The following is a 14,494-nucleotide window of genomic DNA, read 5'->3' as shown; positions in this document are numbered from 1 at the left end:
GCCTCACCGCGTTTCGTCCGAACAGCGCCCCGCCAGTCATTGCTCGGCGACCAGCTGCTCAAGATAGGCGCCGTAACCGCTCTTCAGGAGTGGAGCAGCGAGATTCTTGAGTTGCGTGGTGTCGATCCATCCGGCACGCCAAGCGATCTCTTCGATGCAACCGATCTTGGTTCCCTGCCGGTCCTCGATTACCCGAACGTATTCTGACGCCTGCATCATCGACTCGAACGTCCCGGTGTCAAGCCAAGCCGTGCCGCGATCCAAAACCTGGACGCGCAGCTTACCTGCCTGCAGATATCGCTCGTTTACAGTTGAGATCTCGAGTTCGCCTCGAGCGCTGGGCTCGATCATCTTCGCGATTTCGACCACATCGTTGTCGTAGAAGTAGAGGCCCGGAACTGCATAGTTGCTCTTTGGCCGTACCGGCTTCTCTTCGATCGAGACGGCTTTGAGGTTCGCATCGAACTCTACTACTCCATATGCCCGTGGATTACTGACGTGGTATGCGAATATCGTCGCGCCGTCTTCATTGGTCACATGACGCAATGCCGTTCCTAGGCCGGTTCCGTGGAAGATGTTGTCACCGAGAACGAGGGCAACCGACTCGTCCTCGATGAACTCCTCGCCGATAAGGAACGCCTGGGCAAGGCCGTCCGGAGATGGCTGCACGGCATAGTCCAAGCGAAGACCCAACGCGGACCCGTCGCCAAGGAGCGCCTTGAACTGTCCGGCGTACTCCTCCGTCGTGATGATGAGTATCTCTCGCACTCCCGCCATCATGAGCGTGGAAAGTGGATAGTAGATCATTGGTTTGTCATAGATGGGCATCAGTTGTTTCGAGATGCCCTTCGTGATTGGCCAAAGTCGAGTCCCAGACCCGCCTGCAAGGATGATGCCGCGCACGTCAGCTCGCTCCCCTCATCGATTCGTAGAAGCTGATCGCCGTCCCGTAATCGGGAAGCAGGCCCATTTCACGAGCCTCGGCGAGGGACGGAGCTTCCGTATCCTTTGGCGATAGCAAGAGCTCATCGACGTCAAAGGGAAACTTCAGAGCAATATCAGCATCGAGTGGACTGATCCCATGCTCGTGGGTCGGGTTATACACGTCGGAGACCAGATAACTGACCGTCGCATCGTCAGTGAGAGCGATAAAGCAGTGGCCGAGACCCTCGGCAAGGTACGCCGCCCGACGGTCCACGTCATCCAACAAAACGGTATCCCACGTACCGAAAGCTGGCGAGCCCTCACGGATATCGATGGCGAAGTCCAAGACAATTCCCTTGGTGCAGGTGACGTACTTCGCCTGCCCGACCGGGACATCGGCGAAGTGGATGCCCCGAACTGATCCCTTGCGCGAGACAGATGTGTTCGCCTGACGCAAGTTCAGCGGATGTCCGACTACCTCCTCGAGCCGGTCGAACCGGTACCACTCTAGGAATACGCCGCGGTCGTCCCGGTGCTGGATCGGACTGATCTCATACGCATTGGGAACAGAAAGCTCTCGGATTTGCACCGGCAGAGTCTACCAACCACCCTTCGGTAGACTCGTAGGCAGTCTCACGACCAGAAAGCACCCGGCACCCATGAAGATCCTCGTCACCGGCGGCGCCGGTTTCATCGGCTCGAACTTCGTCCACTATCTGCTCGACAACACCGATCACGACGTCACGGTGCTGGACAAGCTCACCTATGCCGGCAACCTCGCGTCCCTGGACGGCCTCCCCGAGAACCGGTTCACGTTCGTCAAGGGCGACATCGCGGACGCAGAACTGGTCGATCGTCTCGTTGCCGAACACGATGCCGTCGTGCACTACGCGGCCGAGAGCCACAACGACAACTCGCTCGCCGAGCCGGAGCCATTCGTTCACACCAACCTGATCGGCACGTTCACACTGCTCGAGGCCGCTCGCCGTCATGGCACGCGGTTCCACCACATCTCCACCGACGAGGTCTACGGAGACCTCGAACTCGACGATCCGGCACGGTTCACGGAGTCGACGCCGTACAACCCCTCCAGTCCCTACTCCTCGACCAAGGCCGGCAGCGACCTGTTGGTTCGCGCCTGGGTGCGATCGTTCGGCGTGAAGGCGACGATCTCGAACTGCTCGAACAACTACGGGCCCTATCAGCACGTCGAGAAGTTCATCCCGCGCCAGATCACCAACGTGCTGCGCGGCGAGCGCCCCAAGCTGTACGGCACGGGCGAGAACGTGCGCGACTGGATCCACGCCGACGACCACTCCTCCGCCGTCCTCACCATCCTCGAGAAGGGCCGCATCGGCGAGACCTACCTCATCGGGGCCGACGGTGAGAGGAACAACAAGCAGGTCGTCGAGTTGATACTCACTGAGCTGGGGCACCCAGCGGATGCCTACGACCTCGTCGCCGACCGGCCTGGCCACGACCTGCGCTACGCGATCGACTCCACGAAGCTGCGTTCGGAGCTCGGCTGGACGCCTCAATACGGCGACTTCGCTGCGGGGCTCGCCGCGACGATCCAGTGGTACAAGGACCATGAGGACTGGTGGGTCCCGCAGAAGCAGGCAACCGAGGACCGTTACGCGGCACAGGGACAGTAGCGGTGCGTTACCTGATCACCGGTGCATCCGGAATGCTCGGCCGCGACCTGCAGGCCGCCCTCGCCGAACGCGAGGTCACGGCGCTGTCCCGGGCCGACCTTGACGTCACCGATCGCGACGCCGTGCGCGAAGCGGTGAAAGGTCACGATGTCGTGTTCAACGCTTCGGCCTACACGAAGGTGGATGACGCGGAATCGCACGAAGATGCCGCGTACGCCGTGAACGCGCTGGGCACGCAGAATCTCGCCATCGCGGCTCGAGAGGCAGGCGCGAAGCTCGTCACTATCTCCACGGACTACGTCTTCAAGGGCGATGCGACCGCGCCATATGCGGAGGACGCCGAGCGTGACCCCCTCAACGCATACGGTCGCACGAAGGCCGCCGGCGAGGAACTCGCCCTTGCGGCGCATCCGGAGGGCACGTACATCGTGCGCACCGCCTGGCTCTACGGGGAACACGGGCCGAACTTCGCCAAGACCATGCTGCGCCTGGCTGCTACGCACGACACGGTGACCGTGGTGGACGACCAGCGCGGTCAGCCGACGTGGACCGGCGACCTCGCCGAGCAGCTCCTGCGCCTCGCCGATTCGAACGCCGTCTCCGGCATCTACCACGGCACTGCCAGCGGTGAGACGACATGGTTCGGCTTCGCACGCGAAGTCTTCCAGCAGGCAGGCCTCGATCCGGCGCGAGTGCAGCCCACCACGAGTGCGGAGTTCGTACGACCCGCCGCTCGCCCTGCATACTCCGTGCTCGGCCATGAGGCCTGGCGTGCGGCCGGGCTCGCCGTGATGCGAGACTGGCGAGAAGCGCTGGCCGAGGCGTTCGACCGAAAGGCATTCGATGACAACCCTGCGGGTGATCGTTGACGATGTGCTCACGGACGTGCCAGACGGCATCTCCCGGTACAGCCTCGAACTGACGCGCCAGCTGATCGCTACGGCCCCCCGCGGTTGCGTCGTGGAGGGAATCGTCGCCGCGCGAGGTGAGACGGATCGTCGCCTCTTGCAGCAGCTCCTGCCCGGCCTGGTCGGCGTGCACGCACTGCCGGTCGGATCGCGGGAACTCGCGCTGGCCTGGCAGATGGGCGTGAAACTCCCTCTGGGCGGCGGCCTCATCCATGCCCCGAGCCTGCTCGCCCCGCTCTTCAAGCACGACGTGTCGGAGTCGCTCGATCAGACGACGGTGACCGTGCATGACGTCTCGGCGTGGACGTCGCCGGACTCGGTTGGTGTGGTCGAGGCGGCATGGCAGAAGGCGATGGTGAAGCGGGCGCGCAAGTTCGCCGACGCCGTCGTCGTGCCGACGCACGCCGTCGCGGAGCAGCTGGACGATGTTGCGAAGCTCGGCGACCGCATCCGGGTGATCGGCGGCGCCCCCTCCGACACACTTCGCGTTCCCTCGGACGCGGATGCCCGTGCCGAAGCTCTCCGTCTGTCCGAACGCTACATCGCCACCGTTTCTAGCCTTGATCCACGCAAGGGTCTTCGCCCGTTGATCTCGGCGATGGCGCATCCGTCGGTGGCCGGTCTGCCTCTCGTGGTCGTCGGCCCCGAGGAGTTCCACGGGGAGCACGTGTCGACTGTGGCCATGGAGGCCGGGTTGCCCGAAGGACGGGTGCGTGCGCTCGGCACCCTGGGCGATCCGGACCTCGCCGTGGTCCTCAGCCGTGCGGCGGTCTTCGTGTACCCGAACCTGTCGTCCGGCTTCGGCCTGCCGGTCATCGAGGCTATGCGTTTCGGCACCCCCGTGGTGCACTCCGACGATCCCGCCGTGAGCGAGGTTGCGTTCGGTGCCGGTGTCACCGTCCCGAAGGACGACGCCGAACGCTACCCGGCCCGGCTCGCTGAGGCGATCGATTCGGTGTTGGCCGACGACGCCCTTCGGGAACGACTGCGTTTCGCTGGCACCGACCGAGCGGCGGCGTTCAGCTGGCAGGCTTCGGCCGAACAGGTATGGCGCTTGCACGCCGAACTGTGACCATCCATCCCTCCCGGCACGACGTGCCCGACCGTTCAGGACCCATGCCTTCGATCAGCTATCACCCCCGCCTTGTCGCCTTCGACCTCGATGACACACTCGCGGCATCCAAGTCACCGCTCGATCCGTCGATGGCCGAGCGCCTCACCGCACTGCTTGACGTCGTGCCCGTGTGCGTCATCTCCGGCGGCCAATTCGGGCAGTTCTCGAAGCAGGTGATCGGCAGGCTGACGGATGCCTCCCCCGCGGCCCTCGAGCGGCTGCACTTGATGCCAACGTGCGGGACCCAGTACTTCCGGTTCGTGGGTGGTGAGTGGACGAAGGTGTATGCACAGGACCTCAGCGACGACGAGAAGTCGCGGGCTCTCGCCGCGGTAGAGACCGAGGCTCGCCGGCTCGGCTATTGGGAGGAGAAGACCTGGGGTCCGATCCTCGAGGATCGAGGATCGCAGATCACGTTCTCGGCGCTCGGGCAATCGGCCCCGGTCGACGTGAAGTCCGCGTGGGACCCCAGCGGCGAGAAGAAGAACACCCTCCGTGCCGCCGTGCAGGAGCTGCTTCCCGACCTCGAGGCGCGCTCCGGCGGGTCGACATCCGTGGACATCACGCGACGAGGCATCGACAAGGCATACGGCATCGGACGGCTCTCCGAGCTGACCGGCATCCGCCTCACCGACATGCTGTTCATCGGGGACCGCCTCGATCCGGACGGCAACGACTACCCCGTGCTCGCCCTCGGCGTGCCGACGCTCGCTGTCACCGGCTGGGAACACACGGTCGACGTGCTCGACGAGCTCATTCCGCAGCTGACGCCGCAGCGGGGCTGAGCCTCGGCACGAGAACGTCCGAGTCGTCCGGCCGCGGCATGACCGCGGCGAGCGCGGTGCCGATGCAGGCGAGACCCACGACTCCTCCGACCACCGTGATGCCCGTGGCGAGAAGGATCACGACGCCGCCGATCGCCAGCGCGGTCGACACGAGCGCCGTCAGCGGACCCGTGCGCCGCTCCGCGTTCAGGGTAGGCGTCGGTTTCACTTCCCATCGCCCGGCTGCTCGCGTTACCAGAGCGACAGCGGTAATCACGCTGGCGAGCCAGATCGGTCGCGTCGTCCACCACGCAGCATCGAGCGGCACCGGCAGGCGGTCGCTGGTGAGGAGGAGCACGCCCGCCAGGAGCACGAGCACGAGCATGTGCCAGAGGTAGATCGTCATCGCGCGAGCGTTGATCCAGGTACTGATCCCATGCACGACGCGTGCGGCATCCATCCTGCGCAGCGCAGGACGTGCGAGGTCGAACATGGCCAGCTGGCCGATACCGAGCAGCACGAGGGCGCCGCATGGCGGGTTGAGGTCTGCCAGCAGATCGAACGAGTACGCGCCAGTGGTGCAGAGGAGCGCAAGCGTGCCGAACGACCCGACGGCGAGCATCCATTGGCGCACTCTGCAGCGCGGCATCCGGCCGTCGGCCAGCCAGAATCCAAGCTGCTGCACCAAAAGCCATACGAACCCCAAGTTCAGATACCCGACGGCGGCCACGCCCGTCGAGGCTCTGACGATGTCGACGGCGACCACGGCGAGCGCGAGTGCACACACCGTCGCGATGGGCGCACGTCGATGTGCTGCGACCATGGCCGGCACGAGCGACGTGGTGAGGGCATAAACGCCGAGGAACCACAGCGGCTGGCTGAGCCTGAACCCGGCGACGGTCACGATGTCGGCCGGAACGTGCAGGATGCTCAGAACGGCCAGCACGATCACCACCGCTCCGATGGCCGCGACGGCCGGGCGGAGCAATCTGCGCATGCGCATCCCGACGTACTCGGACGACGTCGTGCCGCGACCGCGCAGCGCAGTCCATTGAGTGAAAGCCGAGAACCCGCCGATCACGAAGAACAGCGGCATGATCTGCACCAGCCAGGTGAACGGCGCGAAGCCCGCCCAACCCTCGAGCGCGTTCTGCAGGACAGGACCGTGCGCGCCGATCCACACGCCGACCATGAGTGCATGCAGCACCACGACGAGCGTGAGGCACCATGCACGCGCCAGGTCGATAGCGCCATCCCGCCTGCGAGGTACGGCGGTTTGTTCTGATCGCACCGATGGCTGTATGTCGACGGACACGGGCTTCTCCCCTCCTGAGCGACCCGATCGGGCCGTCCAGGCGACGGTAGGGAGACGGTGCAGGCGGCCGCGTCACCGCCGAGAGCCATTCCGCTCCCGTACGCCGGTAGTGTGCTGGAGGCGTTGCGCTCAGGAGGCGGGTTCGACCAGCCCGCTGTCGAAGGCCAGGATGACCGCCTGTACGCGGTCCCGCACGCCGAGCTTCGTGAAGATGCGGCTCACGTGTGTCTTGACGGTCTGCTCGGCGATGAACAGCTCCGATGCGATCTCGCCGTTCGAGAGCCCACGCCCGATCAGCACCAAGATCTCCCGCTCACGCTCGGTGAGGTCGGCCAGCGCCTGCGTCCTGCGCGGCGCCGCCGGCCGCTGCGTCGCGAAGCGTTCCAGCAGCCGTCGGGTCACGCTCGGAGCGAGCAGAGCGTCCCCGGCCGCGACGACGCGCACCGCCTGCACGAGCTCCTCAGGCAGAGCGTCTTTGAGGAGGAATCCGCTCGCTCCTGCAGCCAGCGCGTCGTACACGTAGTCGTCGGCATCGAAGGTGGTGAGCACCAGTACACGGGGAACGTGCGGCTCGCCACGGCTGGGGTTGACCAGCTCCTTGGTCGCGTCGATGCCGTTCAAGTTCGGCATACGGATGTCCATGAGCACGACATCCGGTCGCAGGCTTCTGGCGAGATGCACGGCTTCGGCACCGTCGGCCGCCTGGCCCACCACGTGGATGCCGTCGTGGGCATCCAGGATCGCCGAGAAGCCGGCGCGCACCATCGCCTGGTCGTCGGCGACGAGCACAGTGACCGTCATGGGCTGTCCTTCACGATTTCGGTATGGGGATGGCAGCGCGCACGACGAAGCCGCCGTCGTCTGTGCGCAGCGCTTCCAGCGTGCCACCGTGCAGAGCGGCACGCTCGCGCATTCCGCGGATGCCGTGGCCACCGGCGTCCGCGATGCTTTGCCCTGTCGGTGACCCGACCGGAACCGCGTTACGCACTTCCACCCGCAGTACGCCGCCGCTGCGCTCGAGTGTGACAAGAACGTCGGCGCCCGTGGCGTGTCTGGCGACGTTGCTCAGCGATTCCTGAACGATGCGATACACCGTCAGCGAGAGCACCGGGTCCAGCGCGGCGAGGTCGGCGGCCGGCAGCCGGTCATCCAGTTCCACGCGCGAACCCGCTCTGGTCGCGGATGCCACGAGCCGTGGAATGTCAGCCGCGGTCGGCTGCGGCACCGCTTCCGCCTCGACTCCGTCGTTCCGAAGGAGGGCGAGAAGTGCTCGCATCTCGCTCATGGACGCCCGCGCCAGAGCGGCGATCCCATCGAATTCCTCGACGGCATCCGGCGATAACGACGCGAGCCGATATCGAGCGGAGGATGCCTGCACCTGAATGGCACTCATGCCGTGCGCGACCACGTCGTGGAGTTCTCTCGCGAGCTGGGTGCGCTCCTCAGCCGCCTGCCTTCGGGCGAGCTCGGCAGCGGACAGTTCGCGCTCGCGCACCAGCTGCGCGCGCACCGTTGCCCACCTACCGAAAAGAAGTCCGATCAGCCACGCGACAGTGAGGAGCGAGACGAAGACGATCAGGTCAGCCGTCGCAGCGCCCTGCTCCGATTCGGGCACCGGGGTGGTGAAGGCGACGACGACTGCGCCGAGGCCGCCTGCGGCCGCCGCGGTAAGCCCGCTGATCCACTGCGTTCTGGACACGAGAAGCACCACGCTGGCATGAGCGATCATCGAGGTCACCATGACCGGCCACGGTCCTTCGGGGCGCGTGACCAACGCGAAGCCAAGGAGCCCGATGACGCTGATCACGGAAGCTACCGGCGGATGCACCAGCGCGAGAACCATGGCTACTGCCTGGGCGGCCGCCAGGAGCAGCGCGACAACAACCGGTACGCCCAGTGCGGCCGACGAAAGCGATGAGCCCACCGTCAGAACGGTGACCGCGCCGAATCCGACAACGATCCAGAGCGCGATCCGCCCCACACGCAACCGTTTTGACGCAATCCGTCCGGCAGAAGCCGCTGCCAGTTGCGGCACCGGCTCCCGCGCGGGCTCCGTCGATTCCGTCATTCCGCTCCGATGCACTCGGATTCCCGTGACTCCGCTTCCGCCGACTCGTGATCGGCCCCGCCCGCCCTGTTTCTGGACTCGCGCCTGTTGACGAGCCGCATCACCTGGTCGACGATCACTCCGGATGCGAGTCCTCCTGCGATCCCGAAGAGCATACCGAGCAGCGCGTTCCCGTGGAGAAGATGCCCGGCGAGGAGCCCGATCGCCACGGAGTACGCTGCCCAGCTCATCCCGGCGAGCACCGAGAGCAGGAAGAATTTCCGCCGCGGAAATCCGGATGCCCCTGTCACGAGGTTGACCGCGACACGGCCGACGGGCACGTACCGGGCCGACATCAGAAAGATCGCCGGACGTTTGGCGATTCCGCGGCCCGCCGAGTCGAGCGCGGCCCGCATCCGCGGGCGTCGCATCCACGCGAAGCGCTCCAGGCCGACCTTTCGGCCGATGGCGAAGGTGAGGTTGTCCCCGGCGATCGCGCCCGCCGCGGCACACGCGACAACAAGCGCGATGTTCGGTTGCCCGACCGAAACCGCCGCAGCTGCGGCGGCGATCACGATCGACTCGCTCGGCACCGGCGGGAAGAACGCGTCGATGAGCACGGCCAGCACGATCACGATCGGAATCCACGGCGTGGAAACCACGGCGGCGATGAAGGCGTTCACGGCGTCGATGATTCTCTCCCCTCGTCTGCCGCCTCTCGGCGACATCACCAGCCTTCGGGATCGAAGCCCCCACGGCGTCACCCTGCGGTACCTGAAGACCCCTACCAGGGAGTGATTCACCACCTTCGCACGCCGATGCTGCGTACTGACTCGATGTCAGTTACGCTTCATCGGCAACCCGGCGACGGTTGTGGCGTGCGCGGTCCTGCTACTGTTCGTGCCGAAGCACACGGTCACGGACGCGCCGCGGCAGATTAACTGAGACCTAAGGCTTCGGCGTCGCCGTCGGCGGCGTGACCGCCTTCTGCACGAGCGAGTGGATCTCGTCGTAGTTCGGGTCGGTCGGATCGACCGTCGGCGGCACCAACTCCAGGTTCTGCACCGGCAGCTGCCGTGTCTTCATTCCCAAGTCCACGAAGTACCCGAGCATCGATTGCGGGATGTCGGTCTTCATCACCTGCTGCCCGGCCTTGGCGATGTCCTGGAATTTCGTCGCGACGTTGATCGGGGTGAACTGCTTGAGAATGGCGTCCTCGAGGATGCGCTGTCTGGCCATGCGGTCGTAGTCGCTCGTCGACTCACGCGAGCGGGCGTACCACTGAGCCGTGTACCCGTTCATATGCTGATCGCCCGGGTAAATCCATCCGGTCACGCCGTTGCCCTGCGCGTCGCCACCGATAGGCAGCTTCTCCTTCACGTCGATCTGCACGCCGCCGAGCGCATCCACGAGCTGGGCGAAGCCCTCCATGTCGATCAGAACGTAGTACTGGATCTTGAGCCCGGTCACGCCCTCCAACGCATCGCGCATGGCGTCGATGCCGGGCTGGCTGTTCTGCTTCGTGGCCTTGGGATACAGCTTCGCCTTGTAGAGCTCGACCTCGGTGTAGATGGAGTTGAGCTGACAGACGTCGACATCGCAGTTGCCGTTGTATCCGTATCCGTCCGGGTAAATCTTCTGCATCGGCGATCCATCGCTGAACGGCACAGGGTCGAGGTCGCGTGGCACACCGATGGAGACCGCCTGTCCTGTGTTCGCGTCGATGCTGAGCACCGACATGCTGTCCGGTCGCATCCCGTCCCTACCCGGTCCGGCGTCGCCGCCGAGCAGCATGATGTTATACCGGCCGTCGACCGGTGGTTCGGATGCCGCCGCGGAGAAGATCCCGGACAGGGCGCCTCGCGCGGATCCCGCGAGCACAGCGCCGTATGCCGCTGTTCCCGATACCACGACGAGGAGCAGTACGGCGAATGCCGCAATGCCTGCGCGCGCCGGCGGGTGCGCTCTTACCAGGCGCACGAGCCGAAGCGTGTCGAGAGTGAGCAGTACCCAGAGAATCGCGTACAGGCCGAGCACGAACTGCAGAACCCAGAGCGCGAAGGTCTGGGTGAAGAACCCGACGACGGCCGTCGGCTTGACCAGGTAGATGATGAAGATCGTGAGCGCGCCGAGCCATAGGAGGAACGTGGTGACAAGTCCGAATCGTCCGAGCTTTCGGCTACCCGCGAGCACCTGGGCGCTGCCCGGCATGAGCAGATTGAGCGCGACGAGCCACCAGCCCCTGCGTGTCATCAGGTCGCGGGAGCCGGCATTCGGATACCGGATAGGGTTCGCGATGGTCATAGCGTGCTGTGCAGGTCGGCGTTCTTCTGTTCGACGAGGTCGATGAGACCCGCGGCGTAATCGGCGAGCTGGTCGGCAAGAGCCGGGTCGCTGGTGGCCAGGATGCGAGCAGCGAGGATGCCCGCATTCTTCGCTCCACCTATGGCGACGGTGGCGACCGGGATCCCTGCGGGCATCTGCACGATCGACAGCAGTGAGTCGAGGCCGTCCAGTTTGGCGAGCGGGACGGGAACGCCGACGACCGGCAGAGTCGTCACGGAGGCCAGCATCCCCGGCAACGCGGCGGCGCCACCCGCTCCGGCAACGATCACTTTGATGCCACGTGACGCGGCATCCTTGCCGAACCCGATCATCTTCTCCGGCGTGCGGTGAGCCGATACGACCTCGACCTCGTACGGCACGCCGAATTCGGCGAGCACCTCCCCCGCTGCCTTCATCGTGGCCCAGTCCGAATCGGACCCCATCACGATCGAGACGACTGGAGGCTCAGTGGAGTTCACGCTGGGCATGAAATCCAGGCTAGGTGTCACTCGTCGAAGAACGCCGCTGCGCCACGCGCCTGGTACGCGACCTCGTCGAGGTCGTCTCCGCACACGGTAACGTGCCCGACCTTGCGGCCCGGCCGTGACTCCTTCTCGTAGCTGTGGAACTTCGCGGTGGGATGCTCGCGCATGGCCTCCGCGTACCGGTCCGGCATAGTCGCACCCTCCGGCCCTCCAAGCACGTTGATCATCATCGACCACGGTCGCAGAGTGCCCGTCGCACCCAGCGGCAGGTCGAGCACGGCGCGCAGGTGCTGTTCGAACTGGCTCGTGGTCGAGCCGTCGATCGTCCAGTGGCCGCTGTTGTGTGGGCGCATGGCTAGCTCGTTGACGAGCACACGGCCGTCGCGAGTCTCGAAGAGTTCGACTGCTAGGGCTCCCGTCACGTCGAGGCCCTCGGCGATGCGGAACGCGATGTCTTCGCTGAGCTCCCCGACGCGACCCGCGGATCCGGGTGCGGGCGCCACCACCTCAGCACAGATACCGTCGCGTTGCACCGTCTCCACAACGGGCCAGGGGATGATGTCGCCCGACGGCCGGCGCGCCACCTGCTGCGCGAGCTCGCGGCGGAAATCGACGAGTTCCTCGACCAGCAGTGAGCCACCGTTCCCGTCTTCGGCGAGCGCGGTGAACCAGTCGTCGGCCTCGGTCGGACCGCCGATCACCCGAACGCCCTTGCCGTCGTATCCTCCGCGGGCCGTCTTGACGACCGCCCGGCCGCCATGGTCTTTTAGGAACGCGTCGAGCTGCTCCGGATTCTCGACGGCCGCCCAGTCGGGCACCGGGACCCCGAGTTCCGACAGCTTCTGCCGCATGAGCAGTTTGTCCTGGGCGTACTGGAGCGCGTCGGGACCCGGGTGAACAGGAATGCCATCCTCGACTAGCGCTCGAAGCACCGGCTGCGGAACGTGCTCGTGGTCGAAGGTGACGACGTCGACCGTGCGCGCGAACGCCGACACGGTGTCGAGATCGCGGTAGTCACCGACGGCCGAAGCGGCGATCGACGCGGACATGCCCTCTGTTTCGGCGAGAACGCGGATGCTCACGCCCAGCTCGAGCGCTGCGGGGATCATCATCCGTGCGAGCTGCCCGCCACCGATCACACCGACTGTCTTGGCCACCGTGAAAGCCTAACCGTGATTGAACCGAGAACAGCGGGAGCTCGCTCTCGCGGTCGAGGCGGTGGAGCCGCGCACTGCACACCCAGTCTGTATGCCTATTCACAGTCCCTCGCCAAGTGCTAGGTCGCTCACAATTGCTTTGACTACGCTCGGGGTGCACCCTTCGAGTTCTCAGGAGCCGTCGGGCTAACGACGAACCGCGAGCAGGAAGCGTCGCCTCATGAGTGAGACCGAAGAGACCGATACCGGCAGCGCCCGGGCGGATTCGAGCTTCCGTGCTCGTTGGCTTCCTCAGCTGTTTCAGTTGATCAAGTTCGGCGCGGTCGGCGGCGTGGGCGTAGTCGTCAACTTCGCAGTTTTCAATGGTCTTTGGCTCACGGTCTTCAATCCGGCCGTCATGCCTCACGGCCCGTTGCTGGCCACAGTCGTCGCCACGCTGGCAGCGATCCTCGTCAACTGGCTGGGCAACCGGTACTGGGCCTTCGCCGCCGAGCGACAGCGGAACACGGCTCGAGAGGGACTGGAGTTCTTCGCGGCGAGCCTCCTCGGCATGCTCATCCCGCTGATGTGCATCGGTGTCTCGCGCTACGTGCTCGGGTTCCATTCACTGCTCGCTGACAATATCGCGAGCAATGTGGTCGGCCTCGTGCTCGGCACCGTGGTGCGTTATGCGCTCTACAAGTTCTGGGTGTACTCGTCCCGTCGCGATGTGACGCGACGTAGCGACGAGTTGTCAGGCGATTCCGCGGGAGACGGTGCAACTGCGAGTTGAGCTCGCGTTAGATGGCTGACCGTCCGATCAAGTTGGTCGAATTCAGGTCCTAGCGGCGAGGCCAGCGACCGCGTCTCCGGCATGAGGCGGTCAAACGTACCGTCTCCGGAGCGTTGTGTCATCTCACTCCAGCCGCTACGGGATAAGCGCATTATCACGCCCCGGCACGTTGCCGTAGTTCACACATGTTTCCTGATATTGAAGACCGCTATCATCATAAGTTGGTGGCGGGGCGCCGAAGGCTTGCCATTGCTGGTAACTGAGTGCGTCCCCACCGTCGATCGGGTTCAGGTACCAAACGAGTTCGTTGACATGCGACTTGTAGAAGATTGCGTTCGGTATCGATTCGACTTGTATCGGCGAAGGCGCTCCCGCGGCGAGCCATTCCTGGTACGTAAGAGGAACCCCGTGACCGCCGGCCCAATCGCAGATGAAGGCAATATCAGGAGTTCCGCTCCAGCTGAGATGGTAAAAGCCCTCATTAGTACTTCGGGTGTAGGAGGGGAACCCAGCAGCTTGCCACTCCCCGTAGCTTAGTGCGTGGTAATCGCCGTAAGGCTCGTGAAGAAACAACACGGGCGAGTTCGCCCAGGCGACAACGCTCGACCCAGGAATCCATGCAACGGTCGTCGGCGACGGAAATCCGACGTTGGCCCACTGGCCGTATCCGATCTGGTCCTGGACAACGTCCGACGCCGTCACCGTCGTGCGCGCGTAGATAAACGAGGACCACGAGTATTTCATGTATTCGGTTGGAGCATCGGTGAAAGTCGGGAATCCAAGCTGCTGCCATTGCGAATAACTCAATTGCGTAGTCGTCCCATCTGGCGCCACCTGAATGATCGCACCAAGCCAAGGAACGCGTTCATAGGTATACGTGGAGGAATCCGCCGCGGCACTGCTCGCGCCCAACGTGACAAAGGCAGCGACAACAGCGGCTGCGAGCAAGATTCTCTTCACGATCCAGCGGTCCCTCCTCGACGAGCAAAGCAAGCACAGTCTCCCAGTTCGGAGCACCCATGGACAGT

At 64.9% G+C, this 14,494-nt stretch carries 15 protein-coding genes; 5 read left to right on the top strand and 10 right to left on the bottom strand.

Going from position 1 to position 14,494, the window contains the following annotated elements; all coding sequences use genetic code 11:
• Positions 1 to 36 precede the first annotated feature (36 nt).
• Together rfbA and ACYVII_RS03300 are read right to left on the bottom strand one after the other, a co-directional pair.
• Positions 37 to 903: a glucose-1-phosphate thymidylyltransferase RfbA gene (gene rfbA / locus ACYVII_RS03305; protein WP_460530952.1), complete on the bottom strand. Its 867-nt coding sequence runs from the start codon at positions 901 to 903 to the stop codon at positions 37 to 39.
• A gap of 1 nt (position 904) precedes the next feature.
• Positions 905 to 1,513 carry a dTDP-4-dehydrorhamnose 3,5-epimerase family protein gene (locus tag ACYVII_RS03300; RefSeq protein ID WP_460530949.1) on the bottom strand — a complete coding sequence of 203 codons (609 nt, stop codon included), beginning with the start codon at positions 1,511 to 1,513 and terminating at the stop codon, positions 905 to 907.
• Between the two features lie 70 nt (positions 1,514 to 1,583).
• Between ACYVII_RS03300 and rfbB the strand changes: the two genes are divergently transcribed.
• Genes rfbB through ACYVII_RS03280 form a run of 4 tightly spaced genes read left to right on the top strand, consistent with a single transcriptional unit; the run spans position 1,584 to position 5,386 of the window.
• Positions 1,584 to 2,579, top strand: a complete 996-nt coding sequence (gene rfbB, locus ACYVII_RS03295) for a dTDP-glucose 4,6-dehydratase (protein WP_460530946.1) — start codon at positions 1,584 to 1,586, stop codon at positions 2,577 to 2,579.
• A gap of 2 nt (positions 2,580 to 2,581) precedes the next feature.
• Positions 2,582 to 3,448, top strand: a complete 867-nt coding sequence (rfbD, locus tag ACYVII_RS03290; RefSeq protein WP_460530943.1) for an SDR family oxidoreductase — start codon at positions 2,582 to 2,584, stop codon at positions 3,446 to 3,448.
• Complete coding sequence (locus ACYVII_RS03285; protein ID WP_460530940.1) at positions 3,423 to 4,559, top strand: glycosyltransferase family 4 protein; 1,137 nt, start codon at positions 3,423 to 3,425, stop codon at positions 4,557 to 4,559. The genes rfbD and ACYVII_RS03285 overlap by 26 nt, the downstream gene beginning before the upstream one ends.
• Before the next feature lie 44 nt (positions 4,560 to 4,603).
• Positions 4,604 to 5,386, top strand: coding sequence for an HAD family hydrolase (locus tag ACYVII_RS03280; RefSeq protein ID WP_460530937.1), 783 nt, complete (start codon positions 4,604 to 4,606; stop codon positions 5,384 to 5,386).
• On the opposite strand, the gene ACYVII_RS03275 is transcribed toward ACYVII_RS03280, so the two are convergent.
• The 7 genes from ACYVII_RS03275 to ACYVII_RS03245 all read right to left on the bottom strand — a co-directional run bounded on the left by ACYVII_RS03275 (position 5,355) and on the right by ACYVII_RS03245 (position 12,694).
• Positions 5,355 to 6,680, bottom strand: coding sequence for an acyltransferase family protein (locus tag ACYVII_RS03275; protein ID WP_460530934.1), 1,326 nt, complete (start codon positions 6,678 to 6,680; stop codon positions 5,355 to 5,357). The two genes, ACYVII_RS03280 and ACYVII_RS03275, sit on opposite strands and share 32 nt — an antisense overlap.
• Positions 6,681 to 6,809: 129 nt before the next feature.
• Positions 6,810 to 7,481: a transcriptional regulator gene (locus ACYVII_RS03270; protein ID WP_460530931.1), complete on the bottom strand. Its 672-nt coding sequence runs from the start codon at positions 7,479 to 7,481 to the stop codon at positions 6,810 to 6,812.
• 10 nt (positions 7,482 to 7,491) lie between these two features.
• Positions 7,492 to 8,748 (bottom strand): sensor histidine kinase, encoded by a 1,257-nt coding sequence (locus tag ACYVII_RS03265; RefSeq protein ID WP_460530928.1) that lies wholly within the window; start codon positions 8,746 to 8,748, stop codon positions 7,492 to 7,494.
• The gene (locus tag ACYVII_RS03260) at positions 8,745 to 9,410 is read right to left on the bottom strand and encodes a DedA family protein (RefSeq protein WP_460530925.1); all 666 of its coding nucleotides are present in this window, start codon (positions 9,408 to 9,410) and stop codon (positions 8,745 to 8,747) included. Before ACYVII_RS03260 ends, ACYVII_RS03265 begins: the two co-directional genes overlap by 4 nt.
• Positions 9,411 to 9,675: 265 nt before the next feature.
• Positions 9,676 to 11,031 (bottom strand): LCP family glycopolymer transferase, encoded by a 1,356-nt coding sequence (locus ACYVII_RS03255; protein ID WP_460530922.1) that lies wholly within the window; start codon positions 11,029 to 11,031, stop codon positions 9,676 to 9,678.
• A complete protein-coding gene (purE, locus tag ACYVII_RS03250) occupies positions 11,028 to 11,540 on the bottom strand; it encodes a 5-(carboxyamino)imidazole ribonucleotide mutase (protein ID WP_460530919.1) in 513 nt (170 codons plus the stop codon). Before purE ends, ACYVII_RS03255 begins: the two co-directional genes overlap by 4 nt.
• 17 nt (positions 11,541 to 11,557) lie before the next feature.
• Positions 11,558 to 12,694: a 5-(carboxyamino)imidazole ribonucleotide synthase gene (locus tag ACYVII_RS03245; protein WP_460530916.1), complete on the bottom strand. Its 1,137-nt coding sequence runs from the start codon at positions 12,692 to 12,694 to the stop codon at positions 11,558 to 11,560.
• Positions 12,695 to 12,914: 220 nt separating this feature from the next.
• Here ACYVII_RS03245 and ACYVII_RS03240 point away from each other — a divergent pair, with 220 nt between their 5' ends.
• A complete protein-coding gene (locus tag ACYVII_RS03240; protein ID WP_460530913.1) occupies positions 12,915 to 13,466 on the top strand; it encodes a GtrA family protein in 552 nt (183 codons plus the stop codon).
• Between the two features lie 135 nt (positions 13,467 to 13,601).
• On the opposite strand, the gene ACYVII_RS03235 is transcribed toward ACYVII_RS03240, so the two are convergent.
• On the bottom strand, positions 13,602 to 14,426 hold the full coding sequence (locus tag ACYVII_RS03235) for a hypothetical protein (protein WP_460530910.1): 825 nt from the start codon (positions 14,424 to 14,426) through the stop codon (positions 13,602 to 13,604).
• Between the last annotated feature and the right edge of the window lie 68 nt (positions 14,427 to 14,494).

The organism is Humibacter ginsengiterrae, assembly GCF_054780115.1.
The sequence above is the reverse complement of the archived record's forward strand: the minus strand, read 5'-3'. Positions and strand labels throughout refer to the sequence as shown.